General features: G+C 40.0%; 14 protein-coding genes. 1 reads left to right on the forward strand and 13 read right to left on the reverse strand.

All coding sequences use genetic code 11. The features are described 5' to 3' along the window. Positions 1 to 626: 626 nt before the first annotated feature. From DOT_RS29090 to DOT_RS22145, 6 genes are all read right to left on the reverse strand, one after another. Positions 627 to 833, reverse strand: coding sequence for a winged helix-turn-helix transcriptional regulator (locus DOT_RS29090; protein ID WP_083824246.1), 207 nt, complete (start codon positions 831 to 833; stop codon positions 627 to 629). Positions 834 to 1,274: 441 nt separating this feature from the next. Next, entirely contained in the window at positions 1,275 to 1,406 is a 132-nt protein-coding gene (locus tag DOT_RS29960) for a type II toxin-antitoxin system HicA family toxin (RefSeq protein ID WP_139024276.1), read from the reverse strand. Between the two features lie 32 nt (positions 1,407 to 1,438). Then, complete coding sequence (locus DOT_RS27970; protein WP_083824248.1) at positions 1,439 to 3,067, reverse strand: DUF5301 domain-containing protein; 1,629 nt, start codon at positions 3,065 to 3,067, stop codon at positions 1,439 to 1,441. Positions 3,068 to 3,862: 795 nt separating this feature from the next. Then, complete coding sequence (locus tag DOT_RS22135) at positions 3,863 to 6,025, reverse strand: YhgE/Pip domain-containing protein (RefSeq protein WP_009623732.1); 2,163 nt, start codon at positions 6,023 to 6,025, stop codon at positions 3,863 to 3,865. 33 nt (positions 6,026 to 6,058) lie between these two features. After that, entirely contained in the window at positions 6,059 to 8,260 is a 2,202-nt protein-coding gene (locus DOT_RS22140) for a YhgE/Pip domain-containing protein (RefSeq protein WP_192807834.1), read from the reverse strand. Between the two features lie 54 nt (positions 8,261 to 8,314). Further along, positions 8,315 to 8,530: a hypothetical protein gene (locus DOT_RS22145; RefSeq protein WP_009623734.1), complete on the reverse strand. Its 216-nt coding sequence runs from the start codon at positions 8,528 to 8,530 to the stop codon at positions 8,315 to 8,317. 783 nt (positions 8,531 to 9,313) lie between these two features. On the opposite strand from DOT_RS22145, the gene DOT_RS22150 reads away from it, so the two are divergent. Continuing rightward, entirely contained in the window at positions 9,314 to 10,006 is a 693-nt protein-coding gene (locus DOT_RS22150; RefSeq protein WP_040413199.1) for a YjjG family noncanonical pyrimidine nucleotidase, read from the forward strand. Positions 10,007 to 10,278: 272 nt separating this feature from the next. Here DOT_RS22150 and DOT_RS22155 read toward each other — a convergent pair whose 3' ends face one another. From DOT_RS22155 to DOT_RS22185, 7 genes are all read right to left on the reverse strand, one after another. After that, entirely contained in the window at positions 10,279 to 11,217 is a 939-nt protein-coding gene (locus DOT_RS22155; protein ID WP_009623737.1) for a hypothetical protein, read from the reverse strand. 387 nt (positions 11,218 to 11,604) lie between these two features. Next, on the reverse strand, positions 11,605 to 13,461 hold the full coding sequence (locus DOT_RS27975) for a blaR1 peptidase M56 family protein (protein ID WP_009623738.1): 1,857 nt from the start codon (positions 13,459 to 13,461) through the stop codon (positions 11,605 to 11,607). A 2-nt stretch (positions 13,462 to 13,463) separates the two neighbouring features. After that, positions 13,464 to 13,841, reverse strand: coding sequence for a BlaI/MecI/CopY family transcriptional regulator (locus DOT_RS22165; protein ID WP_009623739.1), 378 nt, complete (start codon positions 13,839 to 13,841; stop codon positions 13,464 to 13,466). A gap of 262 nt (positions 13,842 to 14,103) precedes the next feature. After that, positions 14,104 to 16,107 carry a M56 family metallopeptidase gene (locus DOT_RS22170; protein ID WP_009623740.1) on the reverse strand — a complete coding sequence of 668 codons (2,004 nt, stop codon included), beginning with the start codon at positions 16,105 to 16,107 and terminating at the stop codon, positions 14,104 to 14,106. A 19-nt stretch (positions 16,108 to 16,126) separates the two neighbouring features. Further along, positions 16,127 to 16,633 carry a BlaI/MecI/CopY family transcriptional regulator gene (locus DOT_RS22175; RefSeq protein WP_348982166.1) on the reverse strand — a complete coding sequence of 169 codons (507 nt, stop codon included), beginning with the start codon at positions 16,631 to 16,633 and terminating at the stop codon, positions 16,127 to 16,129. Positions 16,634 to 17,174: 541 nt separating this feature from the next. Next, complete coding sequence (locus DOT_RS22180; protein ID WP_009623742.1) at positions 17,175 to 17,504, reverse strand: hypothetical protein; 330 nt, start codon at positions 17,502 to 17,504, stop codon at positions 17,175 to 17,177. 245 nt (positions 17,505 to 17,749) lie between these two features. After that, positions 17,750 to 18,025 (reverse strand): hypothetical protein, encoded by a 276-nt coding sequence (locus DOT_RS22185; RefSeq protein WP_009623743.1) that lies wholly within the window; start codon positions 18,023 to 18,025, stop codon positions 17,750 to 17,752. Between the last annotated feature and the right edge of the window lie 116 nt (positions 18,026 to 18,141).

Genomic DNA, 18,141 nt, shown 5'->3' on the forward strand with positions numbered 1-18,141 from the left:
TTAAGAACTAATATGTGTATGTATTAACAATTGCTATACAAACGGGCTGGTGGTGGATGTTAAAATCATGTATCATGCTTTCTCCAATAGTTACAGTGACCTTGCAAATACTTGGTAACTCCGTAACCGGCAGAAGGGTCAACTATATATAGCTAAAAGTCGCCTGAAACCAATGGTTTAGGCGACTTTTTGTGCCAATTTTTGCTACGACCTCTAAATTGCGCATATTTCTATAGCAATTTATATTCTTATACTGCCGCTTGGGCAAAGTTTACGTCAATTACCATTTGCAGAATTTTGTCCCAGCAGTCAAGTTCGTAGTCTGCTGCTGTAGAAATTGCACTTTGATATGCATCCAGGTTCTCTACAATAACGAGGGATGCAGGTACACCAGTGTCAATGAGATCCTTAAGTTTATCTTTGTGTGTATATTTTTACGTAAGAATGTTAAACGAGGAATTTAATATACAATCAGTTATTCGATACTAAAACAAAAATCCTTTAAAAGATACCAATTTTAAAGTATTAATTATCACTTGCTTTTGGCATTGTGTTAACGAAATCCTATTCCACTTCAACGGGGCTTAACCACCGCGATAGCGGTTTAGTCAAGTGCTGGTAATTACCTATACGGACTTGTTTTTACATTTTTCGCTAAACCATTTCGATGACGAATTAGAAATTTCTTGAATTATTGGGCCAGCTTCTTTCCCTTTGGGTGTTAGTTCATATTCCACACGGACTGGGGTTTCTGGGTACACATGTCTTTGTACTATGCCCTTGTTTTCATGTTCCTTTAGTCTTTCTGATAAGAGTCTACCACTGACGGATATAGAGTTAACTCTAAATCAAGAGTTCAATCACATACACTTTGCTATCAACTTGAAGGGCACCGCGCCCTGCCCTGTGTCGGATGACGGCCTCATTCCATAGCCAAACTTCTATCACCCCCTTCATTAATTACCAAAACTATCCTTTATAATAATGAGACCCTCCTGCAACCGTATTTCGGCATCAGGAGGGCACTCGAATACCCATTCCCTTATTTAACATTTTTAGGCATGGGTTTATATTTCCCGAAGTTAGGCATTAAAATCCGTCTGAATCGGCGGAATTTGTCGTTCTGCAAACCCCTTTCGCTTTGGCAAGCATTAATTTTAAGGTCTATCCACTCCAAGGTCCTTAATGGCTGCCTGGGTGATCTGTGAAAAGTTCACTCCTTGTTTTTCAGCAAGCTCCTTTAAAGATTATTTATTTAAGAGCAGGGTGCGGGTTTATTTTAACCTCGCCTGCTTCCATATGCTGTTAAGTGTGCCTATTGGAATGTCGCCCTTATGGTTCGGTAATGTGACCTTTCCTCTACCCAACCTTCCTGCTTCAGTATCTTTAGGACTTCCCCTCGTCATGGCTTTTTGAATCAAAGTATTCTTCTATTCTTTCATCGATGATTTGAAACTGCATACTCGCTGTATTTGACCAAGTGTGTCTTAAGGTCGTCACCGACTGCATAAAGCACCGGCGTATCATCCAGCCATGAATATCTTTCAAAGAACCGGTCAGCTGACGACGGGCCAAAGGAATATTCTCCTCCTTCGCTGCTCAGGAGAAGGGTACTCTGTCCGAGCAACGCATTCACTTCCTTCGCAAAGGCGATCATTTTGGGCGCGTCCAGTTTATTAACGCCGTTTACGTCAAACCCGATTGTATTACTGCGAACGACATGCTCGACGCCGCCCTCCAGAGTGAAAAGGGTATAGGTATAGGTACAATAACCCTGCCACATGCCTGGGAGATATCGCAAAAGATAATCTTCTCCGCCCTGTTCGCAGAGGAAAAGTGAAGTCCAGCCCACATGCGAAGTGTTGGCCTCCTCGCTCCATAGAGCTTTGCCGCTACTGTCATCAATGTGAAGCGTGACGAATCCATTGTCTCGTTGTGATTGATCAAGATAAATAGATTCCTTCAGACCGTCCCTATTAATATCAGCATTGCCTAAAAGTTTCCACGGTTCGTCTGATCTCTTAATCTCATACACCAACTCGTCGGCACCATAGTAAAATACTACTGTAGACCCGTCTTCGAGCACATAACCGTCGCCATGAAGCCCCGATAACGTAAAATTAGGTTCACCCATGATTTGTAAGACCATCTCGCGCGATGTTCCTTTTTCGATATTCTTCCGTCCCGAGGAACTACTTTCCGCGACAGTCCTCGCCTTATCGGACGTGAGCGCCTCTGACGAAGGGTGCCCCTTTATGAATTCGTCAACATCGCTATATCGGATATCGATGCCGCTGCCGCCACTTTCCCAAATGCTTTCAAGATTCGCGCTGTCAATCTGCTTGCCGTCTGTGCGAACAATCAGTCGGAAGCCGCCTTCAACACTGCAGCCCATGATGCGGTAATTGAAATTGGAGCTGAAGTCCGCGCCTTTGAAATCCTTGAAATCCCCAAAGACCAAATTGTCGCCTTTTCGCGCCAATTCCCGGACGTCGTCCAATGTCAACGGCTCCAGCGAACTAGTTGCCGCTGAGAGTCTGTCGTTATAAATTTTGTGAATCGCTACATTTGTTTCCCTGTCGCTCTTGTATTTATATACCCCAATATAAGGCTCCTCGACGTAGTACCCGTTCCACTGCGTATACAGACATAGCGTCTTCTCCTCCCTTTCCAGAACCAGCTTGACAACAAGGTAATTCTCCTGTGTAGGATTATCGTTTACAGATTGCGTCAGAGTTTTTCTGGCCCCGGAAAGAGCGGACAGAACGGTTTTGATGTCCTCGCTGTCTGTCACCGTCGTACGACCAATATTCGTGCCCTCGTTAATCTGTTCCATCTCCATGGAAAGCACAGAGGTCGCATCGGGGAGCTCCAACTCCAACTCCAGCTTCTGCGCAGGATTCGTCAACAGGCATACAGACGAGAGGATGACTGCCAATACCGAAATGATCAGTACCCATGCTACGGGCCTTTTGAAATTCAGCACATTCTTGATTCGTCCCTTAATGTTCCCCTCGCCAAATGTGAGCGGGCAGCCACCGATGATGCGCTGTGCTCGATTTTTCATTACTATAACCATGCCTTTCGCTTCGCTCAGGCACAAAACGGAATGAAACCGTTGTCCCTGAGCTTATTTTATTTTAAACTATATTGAATCATAGTGACTTTAAAAATCAGCAAACAACACATTCCCACCACTAGTTCTGTTTTATACAGAAAAGCTTAAAGAATTAGGTATTAGCAGTGGACAGTTTATGTTTATCATCTGTATTTGTGAGAATGTAGCTCAAACACAGGATGAATTATCTCAACGATTGATTATTGATAAGAGACCGTAGCAAAAATAGTATCTCAACTAGAAACCGAAGGATTTATCACTAAAAACATTAATCCAAATGATAGGCGTGCATTTAGTATTTTTCCAACGGATAAGGCTGTTGCTATATACCCCAAAATATTAGAGATAAAAAATGAATGGCATAATAAAATGACCGAAAATTTTAGTGAAATAGAACGTGATGTTTTTGAAAAGCTAATGGGATTCAATACAATAAGAACATATGTAATCCCAATAGATTAGAATTATATTTTAAAATCCGGCTTAGGTTAGTTTGTAACTTTAGCCGGTTATTTATTGTGCCTAATGAAAAATATGCATGTCGGAAAATGTTATAACTAAAGAAATACGCCAATAATTAACAACTATACCTGTATTTTTATCTTTCTGTGTTATTTTAGAGAATTCAAAAAATGGATTCGAAAAACCTCGAACCGCTTTTCTGGCTTATACGCAATTCAACAAATGAATCCATTAACTCATAAAAATATTCTGATTCGTGAGTTTCATATTAACGCTTAGACGCTATAAACCAGATTCTTTGAATTTTTGCTCCATATACGCCGTCAGTTTATGGAAAGGCTTCTTTAAGATGGCCAAGAACAGAAATACGCAGATGAAAAGAAGCAGAGCGATTGAATATTTTATAACATTACTCCAAATCGGACCCGCTATAGCTTCACGGAATCCTCCAATAGCGTATGTAAATGGCCACAGGGGTTGTAGTATACCAAAGATTCTTGGGTTTGTTTGAATAGGATAAATTCCACCCGAACCTGCGATTTGAAAAACCATGATCACCACGACAATAGCCTTGCCAACGTTGCCAAAGATAGACACTAAGGTAAATATAATGGTTGTAAAGCAGATACCCGAAAGTATAGCAAATCCCAGCATCAAAGGCATATTAGCAGGGTTAACACCTAAGATATATTTATCACCTAAGGTTACAATGATAGCTTGAATGATAGACATCGCCAGAAACAGCAACATTTTCCCATAATTCGCCTGCATTATGGTCAGCTTTTGGTTCCTGACATCCTCTAAGGCAGTATGTTCCACGCTCAGCAGTGAGGATAGCAACAATCCTCCTACCCAAATTGCCAAAACAGTATAAAACGGAGTTAAACCTACTCCGAAGATCCCCATATTGTAAATATCGATTTCTTTGACGTTGATGGGTGAGGAGAGAAAATCAGACACCTTTCCTGGATTCATTTCCATAAGATTAATGATGTTATCAAGGTTTTTTTCATTTAAATTTTGCAGTTTGACGCTTAATTCATTTAATCCATTTTGAAGGGCGGATAATTGATTACCTAAATTATTAGCTTCGTTGACAGATAGTTTACTGCTGGAAATTCCATAATTAGCCAAGGCATTTAATTGGGGTATGATGATTCTTGTCGATTCCAAGATCGCATCGGAATTATCCATACTTCCTGTCATGTTATTGGACAAATTATTTAATACACCCGAACTAACAGTATAAAAATTATTAAATATTTTGGAAAGACCATCAGAAACTTGATTGTTAAGCGCAGAAATTTGGTCGATCGCCGAACCTATAGACTCTCTTGAAGCACCGTTATCCAGCAATGTTTTTAACCCATTTACCTTTGTCTCTTCAGCAGTGATTAACCCTTTGAGATCATCAAGCAGGCTTATAAGCTGCGTGAATGCGTTATTAGGCTGACTCTGATTGAGCAGTTCTAAGCTTTTAATATCTGCGTCGATGAGATTAGCAGCGCTGCTTAAAGGGGCAGACATCTGATTGATGATGCTGACCAAATCGCTCGTACTGGAAGCCGCACTCATCGACTTTAGAGCCGATAACAGGGTCTGGGATTGTTGATTGATTGTTTGGAGTTGGATCAAGTCATTATTAATATTTGATTCTATGGTGTTGATGGATTGCTTAGTTGCTAAAATTAGAGATTTATTGGCTTGCGTAACATTTTGCAAGCTGTTTATTTGCTCATTTAGTTTGGGCAGGGTGTTTTTGACACTATTTAAGTAGCTTTGTAAAGCTTCGGCATTTGAATTAGCCTTGGTGATGAATCCTTGGATATCTTTGATGTTCTTAGTGGCCTGGGTCACTGTATCTCTTAAATCAAGAATCTTTGCCTTGTCACTCTGCAGGGTTCCACCAACTGGTTTTAAAGCTTTTAAAACTTCTTTAGTAACCACAGCCACAAAATTACTCTTCACGTTAGCGGCTAATTCTAAGGTTGCTGCATTCATTATTTTGGAAGCTATGGCATTCAGTTTTTCGTTGACCCTGTAGACAATATCCGGTTTATTCGGATTTTCCGTGGTTAGACTAACAATATTTCTAGAAAAGTCATTAGGGATCTCAATTAAAGCATAATATTTTCCTTCATTTAATCCATAGTTTCCTTGCCAGGAATCGATAAAGATCCAAGCGATGTCTTTATTTTTCTTAAGTTCTTCAATAATTTGATTCCCAACATTAATTTCTTGGCCATTATAAGCTACTCCCTCATCATTGTTAGCGACAGCAATCGGGAGATTTCCGGTATTAGCATAAGGATTCCAACTTGCTTTGATATTTATCCAAGCGTATAAGGATGGCAAAATACATAGCCCGATAACAATTAGAATAGCCGCCTTACTCTTCGCAATGCTTTTTAGATCCTGGAGAAAGACTCCTAAAACCTTCTTCATTCCCGTCTCCTTGTAATCTAGCAAAAGTGTTTCTTATTCTCCGATTCCCGATAACTTAAAGTTGGTTTCAAATCTATGAACTCGCTCATAGAGGGGTTTTTTTAGGAAGTAGCCTGCTAAGACAAAAATCGCCGCAAATAACAGCAGCATAAAAAAGTCTAAAATGACCTTACTTATCAACGGTCCGGCAATTGCCTCCCTAAAAGCGGAAATAGCATAGGTAAAGGGAAATGTTGGCTGAAGTATTCTCAAAATCAGCGGATCAACTTCTATGGGATAAGTCCCACCGCTTCCCGCCAATTGCATAATCATATAAACGATGGCCAAGGCCTTGCCAAAATTGCCCAAGAGCGAAACCAAGGTATAAGTAATAACAGCAAAGGTTAAAGACGAAACCAAAGCTGCGACAATCAGCAAGGGGGTATTAACTGAATAAACCCCTAATAACAGTTTATCTCCCAGCACAATAATCAATCCCTGGATAAGAGCCAGCGTGATAAAGGTTAACATCTTTCCGAAATGTCTCTCACGTATCGTATAGGTTTCACTTCCCTGAAAATTAGGCACCTCCGTCTTAAGCAACGATGTCATGATAAGGGTTCCAACCCAAAGTGCCAGCACTGAATAAACCGGAGCCATGGCTGATCCATAGTTTGGTACCACATAGATAGGCTCCTCCCGCAGATTGAAAGGTGAGGACACAAAACTCCCCATCAATTCAGGATTACTCTGGAGTATAGTTATAATTTGAGCCAAATCATTATTACTAATCATCTGGAGTTTATCACTTAGCCTGGCGATAATATCCTTATATTCAAGTAATCGGTTCCTTAAATCACCGGATACTTTGGCAGACAGTTGACTTCCTTCAATCGCAGTTGACATTAAACTATCGATTTGACCTTGCAGGCCCTGGGCCGAAGAAATTAGATTCGCCGCTTCACTTGTAGCTGTGATTAAGTTATTGCTAATCTCATTCAAACTATTTCTGGCGCTGCTATTATATAACTTTGTGGCATCGATAATCTGTAGGTTCATATTTGTCATATCATTGTTTATTTGGTCCAACATAGTCTGATTGATAGTATGAGCACTGTTCAACTGCTCTTGTAATGAAGAGAGTTTATTCGATTCATCAGCTAAGGAACTTTGTATGCTTTGTAAAGAAGCTATCAGCTTAGCTACCTGAGCGCTGGGTATAGCATTGTTCAATTGCTGTAAGTATTTAAGGTTGATACTAAGTTGGTCATTAAGAGCATTAACGATCCTATTGACCTGATCCAGGTTGGAATTTGCTTGGGCAACTGAAGTATTTGAGGAATTTATACCGTTTAATAAATCATGAATTCTTATAACAGAGGCTTGAACATTATTTAAATTGGTCTCTATATTATTAAAGGACTGGGTGAGGGTTTGCTGTGTCGTCTTAATCATATTCGCATTATTTTCATTGAACTGGCCAATTGTACTTAATTGACTTCCCACACTAGGCATAGTGGCATTCAATTCTATGAGCAAAGAGCTTAAGTTACTGGATCGACTGTTAATATCTTGCAGGCTGTTTAAAATCAAATCCATATTTCTATTAACTTGGATGATCTCGTCTTTCCATTGAATGAGTTGGTTTTTATTCGCTTCAGCATCTTGGCCAACTTTATTAAACGTAGCAAAGAGGGTTTCATTGACTGTAGCGATAAAACTTGAAGATATCTGATCCACGAGTGAATTTTTTGCCGTCTCAGTGATTTTGGTAGCAACAGGGTTATCCTTGGTATCCACTTTGTAAATAATCTCCGGTTTCTTGGGGCTATTTGTTAACACACTGGCAAAGCTCGCCGAAAAATCACTGGGAATCACGATCACCGCAAAATATGTACCGTCAACTACCCCCAAATCAGCTTTCTTCTCATCTACAAACTTCCAGCCAATCTGCTGATTGGTTTTTAACTTATCCACAATAGAGTTTCCCATATTAATTGTTTTATCTAGATAAACAGTACCTTTATCCTGATTTACCACTGCCACCGGAATTGTACTGGTATTCCCGTAAGGATCCCAACACGCAAAAATATTTATCCAAGCGTATAAAGAAGGTAGAAGGCATATTCCAGCAATAATTATGAGTGCAACCGGATTCGCAAGGATACTTTTTAGATCTCTTTGATAAATATTGATAACATTTTTCAATGTTTCTACTCCTATTTTAGTTATCTTCAACCCTAATATAAAAAACATTAACCAACGACCAACTAATTTACAAACCCATCCAAATGCGGCATGATTATCATATTATGGGGAAATGTAATTGTCAAACCTACACACTTCGGGAAAATAGCATCCTGCTGACATCCTGTTCCAGATTTTGTATAGGTTGTTTTTCACTTCTTTTTCAAATTCAGTGAAGTCTACTCCATCAGTGCCACCTACGCCACGATTCGCTTTTACGCATCTGTACGCTTCCATCACTTGATGTTTTGAAATCTCAAACGACTTTCCTTCTTTCATCAAATCCTCCCATTTCTGGTTGTTCAATTTCCGAAGTGCAGATAACAGAATCCCTTCGCTCCACTGCCATTACAGCAGTTTCCTCACTACTACGAATTCTTCCGAAACTAAACCTCGCATCGCTACTTTCATCCTTGTGGTGTCAGCGCTTGGATTTTTCGCTTATCCTCAAGGTCTAGCTTTCTCCTGTTCCTTATAAGAGCCTATATCGTGCTCCTGTAGCCTTTACGCCGACAGCCATCCGGTCAATAAGCAGGAACCCACCGGATTTTGTCCCAGTTGTGGCTAAATCATCTGGTTTTGACTGCAACAAACCCATTAACGACGCTTCACGGGCTATTCACTTTCGTTCAGCTTCACGATGCACACCTGACTGCTACTGCAGCCTTTTCCATACGCGCTCAGCACCACAACTTTTAGTTGCAGCACCCTATGGTGGTTTGAAACCTGCACCTGCATGCCGATTCCGGGGGGCCTCCCCCCATCTCTTGCAAAGCACGTCCGACTGCGACACCATTCTTTTCTTTGTGCAGCCGTCCTTTCAGGACACACTTAGCCTAATGGGTATATAATTTTGTGAAGTTCACTGAAAAATGATCAGGTACTTGTGATAGCGACAGATATCGCAAGTAGGATAAAATCCATGCTATAATGATGAAGACATATAAAGTTAGCTGTATACGAACCATTTCATGCGCGGATTTTTCAGGGCAATACTTGATGCTATTTCGTTTTAATAGGATTCATGATCTACTAATAATTTATATTTTGTGGGGAGCGAAAATGAGTTATAAAATATTACTATTTGATTTAGATGATACATTATTAGATTTCGGTGCAAACGAAATTGATTCTTTAAACAAATTATTTCACCAAAATGGATATACTTTTTCAGATGAACTTTTCCGAGTATATGATTCCGTAAACAAACAACTGTGGACTGATTATGAAAATGGAAATGTTGCATTAGATGAGGTATTAAACTCAAGGTTTTCAGAAACAATGTTGAAATTGGACAAAATTGTGGATGGTATGGAATGGGAAAATCAATATCGAGAACTTTTGGGTAATGGATATCAGTTGATTGACGGAGCTTTGGAAGTGTGTCAGAGCTTATCTGTAACACATAGACTGTTTGTTATCACAAATGGTATAACAAAAACTCAGATAAAGCGATTAAAGCAGGCAGGATTATATGAATTTTTTGACGACATATTTGATTCTCAAAGCATTGGATTTCAAAAACCATCAAAAGCATTCTTTGATTATGTGATGAGTCATATTAAGGATTTTAATGTAAGGGAAGCGCTTATTATCGGGGATTCCTTAAATACCGATATTAAAGGCGGTCTAATGTCAGGAATTGATACCTGCTGGATCAATAGAAAATCGCAAAAATGCTCTGCAGAAATTCAAAGTACACATACGATCACAAGTTTAGCGCAATTATGTTACATTTGCGCCCCGATAAAATGAACCTTATGTTCTTTCTTTCGAGAACAAAAGGATATCAACATAACTTTCACTAAAGACCCAATTATCGAATTAAGAGGACGCGGTGGCATCCTCTTAACATTATGTTGAGCGACGTTGCTCACTTTTTTAACTTTTTAATTTTTCCTTTTCGTTTAAGGGTTCGTCGGTAGCACTTTCTTTTTGATTTCACAAACCTGTTCTTGTGCTACTCCAAACTTCAACCCAATCTACGGAGGATGGGAAGCTCTGTCAAAAACAATTTCCCAAAGTGGCTATGCTTTGACAATAAGCTCTCCGATTTCTGCTTCAAGCCTTTCTAGATTGGCATTTTCTTGGGCTATCATGTGCTCAAGCTTAGCAACAATACTCAGAACCTGACTTTTCACTCGCTCAACGCTTGCCTGAGATTCACTGATTTTTGATTGCATAAACCAATCTGCAATTAACCCATCAAAGAAGAAATCCGCAAATTTCGCAAACCCTTCTGTTTCAATGACAATTTCTGCGCTGATACTTATATCGGTTAGCTCTGTCTTAAATTGGCGCAGTAACCTCTGTAAATTCTCTGCTTCCACTTTGGCATCGTCAATATGAGAATGTTTTGCCAGATCGGATATAAGTCCTCCCCCCAAGAGATCCCAAGTCCCCCATCCTTCGGCGCTTTCAAGACTGCTTAGAACACTGTCCAGACTGTCAAGCGCTCTTTTTCCCGCTGATATTGCTTCATTTATTTCTTTGAGATCGATTCTTGTGAGATTTGCTTTGTCTGTTAGCTCAAGTATCTTTTGTGCCGTTTCTCCGTTTTCTCGCATTAGTTCTTCTTTCTTTTGGGCAAAGAGGTGGTCGTATTCCTTTTGACAACCGACATAGTCCAAGCGTTCAGAGGACAGTTTTAAAATCTGAAATTTAACATCCTTCAAATCTTTTGCGGCCTGATCGTATCTCAGCTTTGCGGCAAGAGCTTCTCTCCGTTCCTTCTCAACGTGTTCATCCAAACTACCCAGTATCGAATAGAAAATCGAGTTAACGCTCTTATGTTCAAGTTTCTCCACATCATAATTTTCTTTTTCCAAGATGACTTTTAGCCCACTCGCTTTGCTTTCAAGATTATCCTGTTCCGATTCCAGCTGTTTCAGAATGGAATCAATTTTGTGTAGACGGGCTATGCCCCGCTGGGTTTGCTCTATCTTTTCGTTTATTTCCAAATTCATTTTATTCTCCTATCGAGTTTAATTTTGAGTATCAATAGTGCTCCTGTTATCTCATAGCTTTCATCCCGGCATCAAACGATTGGACCTCCGTTTTCGCTGGGATTAAGGCTATACCAAAATACGATGATTGTGAAATAACATAGTGTATCCAGTGTATCCGATGCGAGTTCATCAAGGTTTTACTTACCGCTCCACCTCTGGAATTGCTGGCATCAAAGGCTAATTAAAGGAATTTAGAAGAGTGTCAATACGATTACACAATTTCTGTGCCTACCTTCATCCAAATAAACGAAAGTAGGCGGCTTTTTGTTACACGTTTATTGGCAGGTTTCTCCGCCCGAACACGCTCGCTTTTTATCCAAACTCTCAGAAATATCCTGGTTATTATTAGAATGTACCAACAACTGTTTTACCATCTGCAGCATACAGCGGAATTTCTCTTTTTTCAAATTCACCCATTTCTTGCATTGCTATCGCTTCCTCAGGTGTTTTGGGCTGTGGCCCTATGAGGTCCTCATATTTTACGTAACCTGAGGTACCATCCTTTCCGGCACTAATTAGATCCGGCTGTGGGTTTCCAATAATGCTGGAAGCAAAAGCTGAACCATACGTCTGGCCATTCTCGTTGGTCTGGTAAAGAGGAGTGAGGGCAGGGTTTTGACTAAACTCCGTCTTCCATTCCCCGTTTTTCAACCAATTATATAGCGGCCCTGATTCTAAATAGCTTACGTAGTTGGTTCTTGCCTCGATAATGACGACTACATCCTGTATGTAATGTATATTATGGGTTATGGAACCAGCATCGACTTCCTGTCCGTCGATTTTGACGTACCAAGCAGGATAAATCAGGGTTTCAAACTGCTCTGAACCAGTTATATGCAGTGCGGATGGTCCAATATTGTAATGAACGACATCATCAACATAATCCGTATTCGGAACTGTTGCCGTATATTGTTTCGCTGTCTTTAACCAAGACGACACTTGAGCTAAGACTTCATTTTGACTATCGGGACTCCAGTAACTACCTGCCGACGAATCATCACTGATGCTGATCGATTGTATTGAGGCTGGCAAACTGTTTGATGCTTGAAGATTGGTTTGTTCTTCGGCTGTTTGTTTGGTCGATGCAGGCAGAGGTAAACGAATGTTCTCTGTTGCAGGAAGTATTTTAGCATTAGCGAACGTCACAAAGCCGGTTAAAATTACAATTGCAACAATGACTACCGTAAAAGCAAAAGAGCTTTGGCGCAAATTGCTGATGCTGGTAAGTCTACGCTTAATCAGCGATTTTGAACCGGAAAGGCCCGCAAGGTTTGCCATTCTGGGGGGCCTGACATTGCTTTCCAGCAATTTTATGAGGGTATCGGCATAGTCCTTGGAGCTATTTACTCCGAAGTATTTTACAGTCATTGCATCACAAGCAATTTCCTGGTCTTCTCGTAATTTAGTAAAGGCGTACCAAATAATGGGGTTAAACCAGTGTAGAATTAATAGCGCCTGCACCAGCCAGTTTACAATAATATCCCTGTGTTTAAAGTGCAATAACTCATGAACAAAAACATACTTAAGCTGTTCCGAGCTAAAATGGTTTAGAAGGGATACGGGCAACAATAATCTCGGTTCAAACAACCCTAACAAAGAGGGAGTTCTTACTGCCTGCGTTAAAGTTAAGGGAATATCTCTCTTTATGTTTAGTCTTTCTTTTACGCCTTCTAATCCAGCCAGTAAATACCAATTATTAATGGTTTGACCTTTAATAGAGCGAGAAAACCTTTTATTCACAACAATTGTGGAAATAATGAAGGCAAAAATACCTAAAATCCATAAAAGGAACAAACCTTGATGTGTTAAGGGAGTGGCAGCTATGGACCGCAGGCTTATTTTGTTTTGCAGTTCTGATTCACCAAATGCATAACCAAGATTATTGTCATCAGTAGCATTGGTTTTAGAGGGGATAGTACTATTTTGGCCAAAGTTTTGATCAAGATTAGGACTCATCGTTACTGCAGTTGAGTTTTGTGTTGAAAGTCCGACTAAATTGTATATGCTAAACGAACTTGGTGGTGTCCAAGGTAATAGTAAACCCACAATGACAATGGACCATAGCAGGTAATTCACAGTTGCTCCCAGCTTGTTTCTAAATAGGTATTTTACGAGCAAAAAAAAGATGATGAAGACACTAACTTTGGCAGAGGTCCAAACAACCCAATCGAATACAGGAAGTAAGCCGAAAATATGGGACATCTTTACCACTTCCTTTCTTCAAGAATACGTTTAAGCTCTTCGATTTCTTCCTGGGAAAGTTTCTCCTCCTGCAGGAAGGTAACCAACATTGGCTTTATTGCTCCCCCAAAAACCCGTTTGACAAATGATTTAGTCTCCGACCTGATGCACTTATTTTCGGTTATCAGTGGATAATACCAATATATTCTACGTTCTTCTCTAAACCCCAAAGCACCTTTTTTCACCAATCTTGTGATGAGTGTTTTTACTGTATTGGGTTTCCAGTCCGAAAAGCTCCATAGAGCATCAACGATTTCATTTGCGGTACATGGAACGGCCTTGGACCAAAATATTCTCATTACTTCCCACTCAGCCTCTGAAATCTTAGGTATCTCCGACATGATTTCACCTCATTTCAATTACATTTGTAGTTATTATTACATACGTAAGTCTATTTATCAATCTTTTTCCATAATGAAACCATCCCCATCGAACAAAAAACTAGGCTGTATAAGCCTATGACTCACTGGTGGCGCTTCAGTTACTAGAACCATAATTACTTACGACATCTTCTAGAAATAAAAGGCCGGTTTTCCTTTTGAGGAAACCGGCTTTTTATTACTTATTACTAAAACTACTTTTTCACCAAGTGATGTGTCATTGTTACAACTTTGAATAAGCTTGTAAAATTGATTCCACCACTTTCTCTACTTCAGATTCCTGCACCGTCGAATAAACTATACATTCCAAACCATTCTCGGGGATTGTAAACTTAGCAACTGGTAAACCCGCAACGTTGTTTTTTCTCCGCAATTTAACTTTAGTTCCATCAATTTGTTTCGTATCAAAATCAGCGTCTGGTGTTAACACTGGAGTCGGTTCTCCGAACGGGTGGTCTCCCTTACCTATCTCTACATCTAAATCTGATGCATCTGCTGTATAGAGCAATCCAAAGACTTCTGACTTTTTATTTCCTTCGATATATATTTTGGAAGATGCGACTTGGAATTTATACCCTTGGGGAATGGTGATATCTCCCGGTTGAAGGGTTTTAAAACTTAACCTCTCAGAAGCCGTAGGACCCGTTTTATTGATATAAAAGTTTGTAGGAGGGCTATTCACTGAAACAACTATACTTTCGCAGATTTTCTTTAAGTCATCAAGCGAAATACCCCCATCATATCGGGCACCGACCGTGTACTCAATATCATCTTTTATGAATTGAATAGCACTGGCATATTTGCTCTCATATAGTGTTGCCGGCACATCCCCAATTTGGATTTGAGTTTTTGGTGCTTGACCAAATTCAGCAAAATAGAGAGGGTACATCCCTTCTGGGTTTGTTGTCTCGTGGACCATAAATTTAAACTTCTCGCTGCTGCCATATCTAGCTAAGTAACGACTAACATTATTGCTTGGAGGGCTAATTTCCTTATAGGCTGACGAATCTGTAAGCTGGTATCCTGCGGTGTAACTAGGAAGTAAGGGGGTAAAAGAGAGAGACTTGTTGTAATCTAAGCTTCCATCCGTTACAGGAGATAATCGATTAGACTGAACCGGTTGTTTCGGGGGGTTAACTCCCTCTGCAGGAGTAGCTTTTGATATTGAGTTAGTAAAACCGACTAAACCTAAACACATGACTATAACGATCGCAGTCCAAGTCCATTTCAAAGTGGTTTTCTGAAAAAACTTGATCATTTTGATTCTCCTCTTAATTTGCTGATTGTTTTTGTTCCCAAAGAAACCAGTTGTTCCTGAAAGCCATGAAGATTGAGCAGGGGTTACTAAACTGATGATGGATAAACCATAGCTCTGATACTCTTCAGGCTCTAAAAAACTTAAGCTATCGGCATCACAAGCTAACTCGCAGTCTTCACGCATTTTCGCAAAGGAATACCAAATTAAGGGATTAAACCAATGAATTATCTGTGCAGCGACGGCCAGCCAATTAATAAGTATATCGTTCCTTTTATAATGAGTTAGTTCATGGATAAAAATATGTCGGATATTTTCTTCCGTTAGCCTATTGACTAGGGATTCAGGAAGAAGAAGTTTGGGACTTAATATTCCGTAAAGACAAGGTGCTTCTATACGATTCGTGATTATTATGGGAAGGTTTTTTCTAATACCCAGTTTGCGGCTGCACTCTTGAATGAGGTTGGACATCCTTGCGTCTGTTGCAGAGGGTTCTCGTCTTACTTTGAAATAGAATCTAAGGTTTGTAGCAATTGTCAGAATCGCTAAAATTAAAACCCCGACTAACCATAGAATTGCTAATATGTAGATGTAGATATTAGACAAATCCTCTGCAATAGGTTCTTCCGATTTAGTATTGCTTTGTTTGTTGAGAATGGATTGATCATTCGTTAACTGGATTTCTTTCCCTGATATATCGATTTTAGTATCGTTATCAGTCCTCCAAATATTTGCTTGATTGACCATTAGACTTGGTACCGAATTGTTGGGTAATAAGCTGTAAATACTCCATGGGCTTTGAATTTCGCAAGGTATTAGTAATCGAATGATCAACAGCATCCAGATCGCATATTGCCACTTGGCAGCCAGTTTATTTCGCAGTGCATAGTTTATCAGCAAAATTAGGACAGCCAAAATACTAGCCATAAGAGACGATTTAATAACCCAATTGAAAACTAACCCTAATACCATAAAATTACCCCCTTCCGGATTATTTATCTTCTAAGAGTTTCTTAAGCTCTTCTATTTCTTCTGTCGATAACTCTTTGTTTTCGATAAAGTTTTTAACTAGAAGATTAAGAGAACCGTTATAAACACGACCTAAGAATGACCTCGCTTCTTCTTTGGCACATTCGTTTTCAGAAACTAAAGGATAATATGAATATCCGCGGCTTCCAACGTCATAAGCTACGGCATTTTTGCTAACCAATCGGCTAAGCAATGTCTTAATTGTTTTTGGTTTCCAGTCTGTTGTACCCTTCAGTTCTTTAATGACATCACTGGAACCGAGAGGAGACTCATTCCATAATACTTTCATTACCAGCCATTCTGCATCGGATATTTGCGGAATGTTTTGCATTTTTTTCACCCGCCTACATTTGTAATCCTGTAATAATTTCAGCTTACATTTGTAGGCGGCTTTTGTCAAGTATTTCTTCGAAAAATGCCAAGTAGTTGATTCGATCAAAATGAATGCTCTCTCTGTACCGCCAGCCAAAAGATGACACATCCTCTGAATTCCACCTAGACCTAATTGCTGATAACGAAAACTTGGCTAGTGCCAAGCCTTGGCGAAGGCGGCTGCCCTAGTTGCACTTATGCTTCCAGAAAGTATGTAACGAAGTTATACTTTCTGACTAGTACAAAACAAAATCCCAGGCCGTTAAAGCCTAGGACTGATTTATAGTATCCTCTTAGAATTTAAAATCCAACCAGTTGTCTCGAATGCGACTTTAACTGAACTTTAGATAATGCTTATTTGTAAAATTTGCTTTTAGATTAAAAATAATCTGTCCATTAACGTATTGAATAAAGTGGTTTTGACTTGGCCACCACCACTACCCCGGCTGATCCCTCAATTTATTTCTTCAGACGATTAATGAGTTCCTTGAATGTTCTGTCCAGGCTCTCGTATAACAAGGCGATTTCATTGACACAACGCCTTTGTGTCTGAACTCTGATACTTCTACCGTATCACCTAAAACCACAGTGATCACTTCTGTTCCGAAGGGAAGATCACTAGCAGGTGACCGCTGGATTTAACTCCTCTCGGAATTGGTCGTATTAATCGATAAATTTGTCCTGATAACGGGAGGCCATAATTTCAGCGTATTCGCCATGTTTTGAACAATCTTACTCACCGTCTCCCTGTATTTTCCCTTCGTCTCCGGATCCGTTCTGTCTAATACGGTGAGCATTTTCAGCAGATCATCGTATGCTTTGATCATGTTATCGCGGTGAATGGTGAATTGGGCGTCAGCCGTCATGACGGAGGAATTAGTTTCCACGGTTTTGATCTTATTTTCCAGTTCGGCAATTTTCCTGGCGGATGGGATCTCTTCTTTGGCAGCCTCAAACTCCCTTTGCAAACAGGTGAAAGACTACATGTCGAAATACTCGGCCGAGCAGGAAAAAGTTACGTTAACGGATGCTACCTGCATCTTTTTTATCTTCCTCCAACCTTACCCATATGTGAGCTAGCTGCATATTTGCAATTTATTGGTATAATAGTATTTCATCGCAGGAACTAATCTATCTTGGATATCATAACCAAGAGCACTACTTCAGCCTCAATTAGAACATATTTGTTCAATGTTGAAACTCCTCTCAACCATTATTTTGACAAAATTTCTAAAGCATCATCGAGAGCGAGCAGGTATTGTAATGGCAAGTCATGAACCGTTTCCCGGATTTGTTTAAAGGCCCTTCGATGCGCATCCAAAGCTTGGGTGCTCTGAGGGTAACAGGAGTCCACCAATTTGACCAGAGCATTAGCCGCTTCGGCTTGCCCATTCTGGCTGAGATAATCATACAAGGGAAGTGCAAATTTATATACATCACCCGGAGTTCTAACTGTAAAAGACATTCCTCCGACCTCCACTTCAAGCATTAAATTTAAAACTATTATAACATTATCTCCCTGTAGTTTGCTGTTTCTATCCTTCGATGTTCAGAATGGAGTTTAGACACCTGTCAAATTTCTGTTACCCCTTCACTTCATTCGCC

Origin of the sequence: Desulfosporosinus sp. OT (assembly GCF_000224515.1) — a bacterium.
In the GTDB taxonomy this organism is placed as follows: domain Bacteria; phylum Bacillota; class Desulfitobacteriia; order Desulfitobacteriales; family Desulfitobacteriaceae; genus Desulfosporosinus.

Coding starts and splice junctions, on each gene's coding strand:
- DOT_RS29960 (WP_139024276.1), bottom strand. CDS start 1,406: ATGACGAGGGGAAGTCCTAAAGATACTGAAGCAGGAAGGTTGGGTAGA.
- DOT_RS27970 (WP_083824248.1), bottom strand. CDS start 3,067: ATGAAAAATCGAGCACAGCGCATCATCGGTGGCTGCCCGCTCACATTT.
- DOT_RS22135 (WP_009623732.1), bottom strand. CDS start 6,025: ATGAAGAAGGTTTTAGGAGTCTTTCTCCAGGATCTAAAAAGCATTGCG.
- DOT_RS22140 (WP_192807834.1), bottom strand. CDS start 8,260: ATGTTTTTTATATTAGGGTTGAAGATAACTAAAATAGGAGTAGAAACA.
- DOT_RS22145 (WP_009623734.1), bottom strand. CDS start 8,530: ATGAAAGAAGGAAAGTCGTTTGAGATTTCAAAACATCAAGTGATGGAA.
- DOT_RS22150 (WP_040413199.1), top strand. CDS start 9,314: ATGAGTTATAAAATATTACTATTTGATTTAGATGATACATTATTAGAT.
- DOT_RS22155 (WP_009623737.1), bottom strand. CDS start 11,217: ATGAATTTGGAAATAAACGAAAAGATAGAGCAAACCCAGCGGGGCATA.
- DOT_RS27975 (WP_009623738.1), bottom strand. CDS start 13,461: ATGTCCCATATTTTCGGCTTACTTCCTGTATTCGATTGGGTTGTTTGG.
- DOT_RS22165 (WP_009623739.1), bottom strand. CDS start 13,841: ATGTCGGAGATACCTAAGATTTCAGAGGCTGAGTGGGAAGTAATGAGA.
- DOT_RS22170 (WP_009623740.1), bottom strand. CDS start 16,107: ATGGTATTAGGGTTAGTTTTCAATTGGGTTATTAAATCGTCTCTTATG.
- DOT_RS22185 (WP_009623743.1), bottom strand. CDS start 18,025: ATGCTTGAAGTGGAGGTCGGAGGAATGTCTTTTACAGTTAGAACTCCG.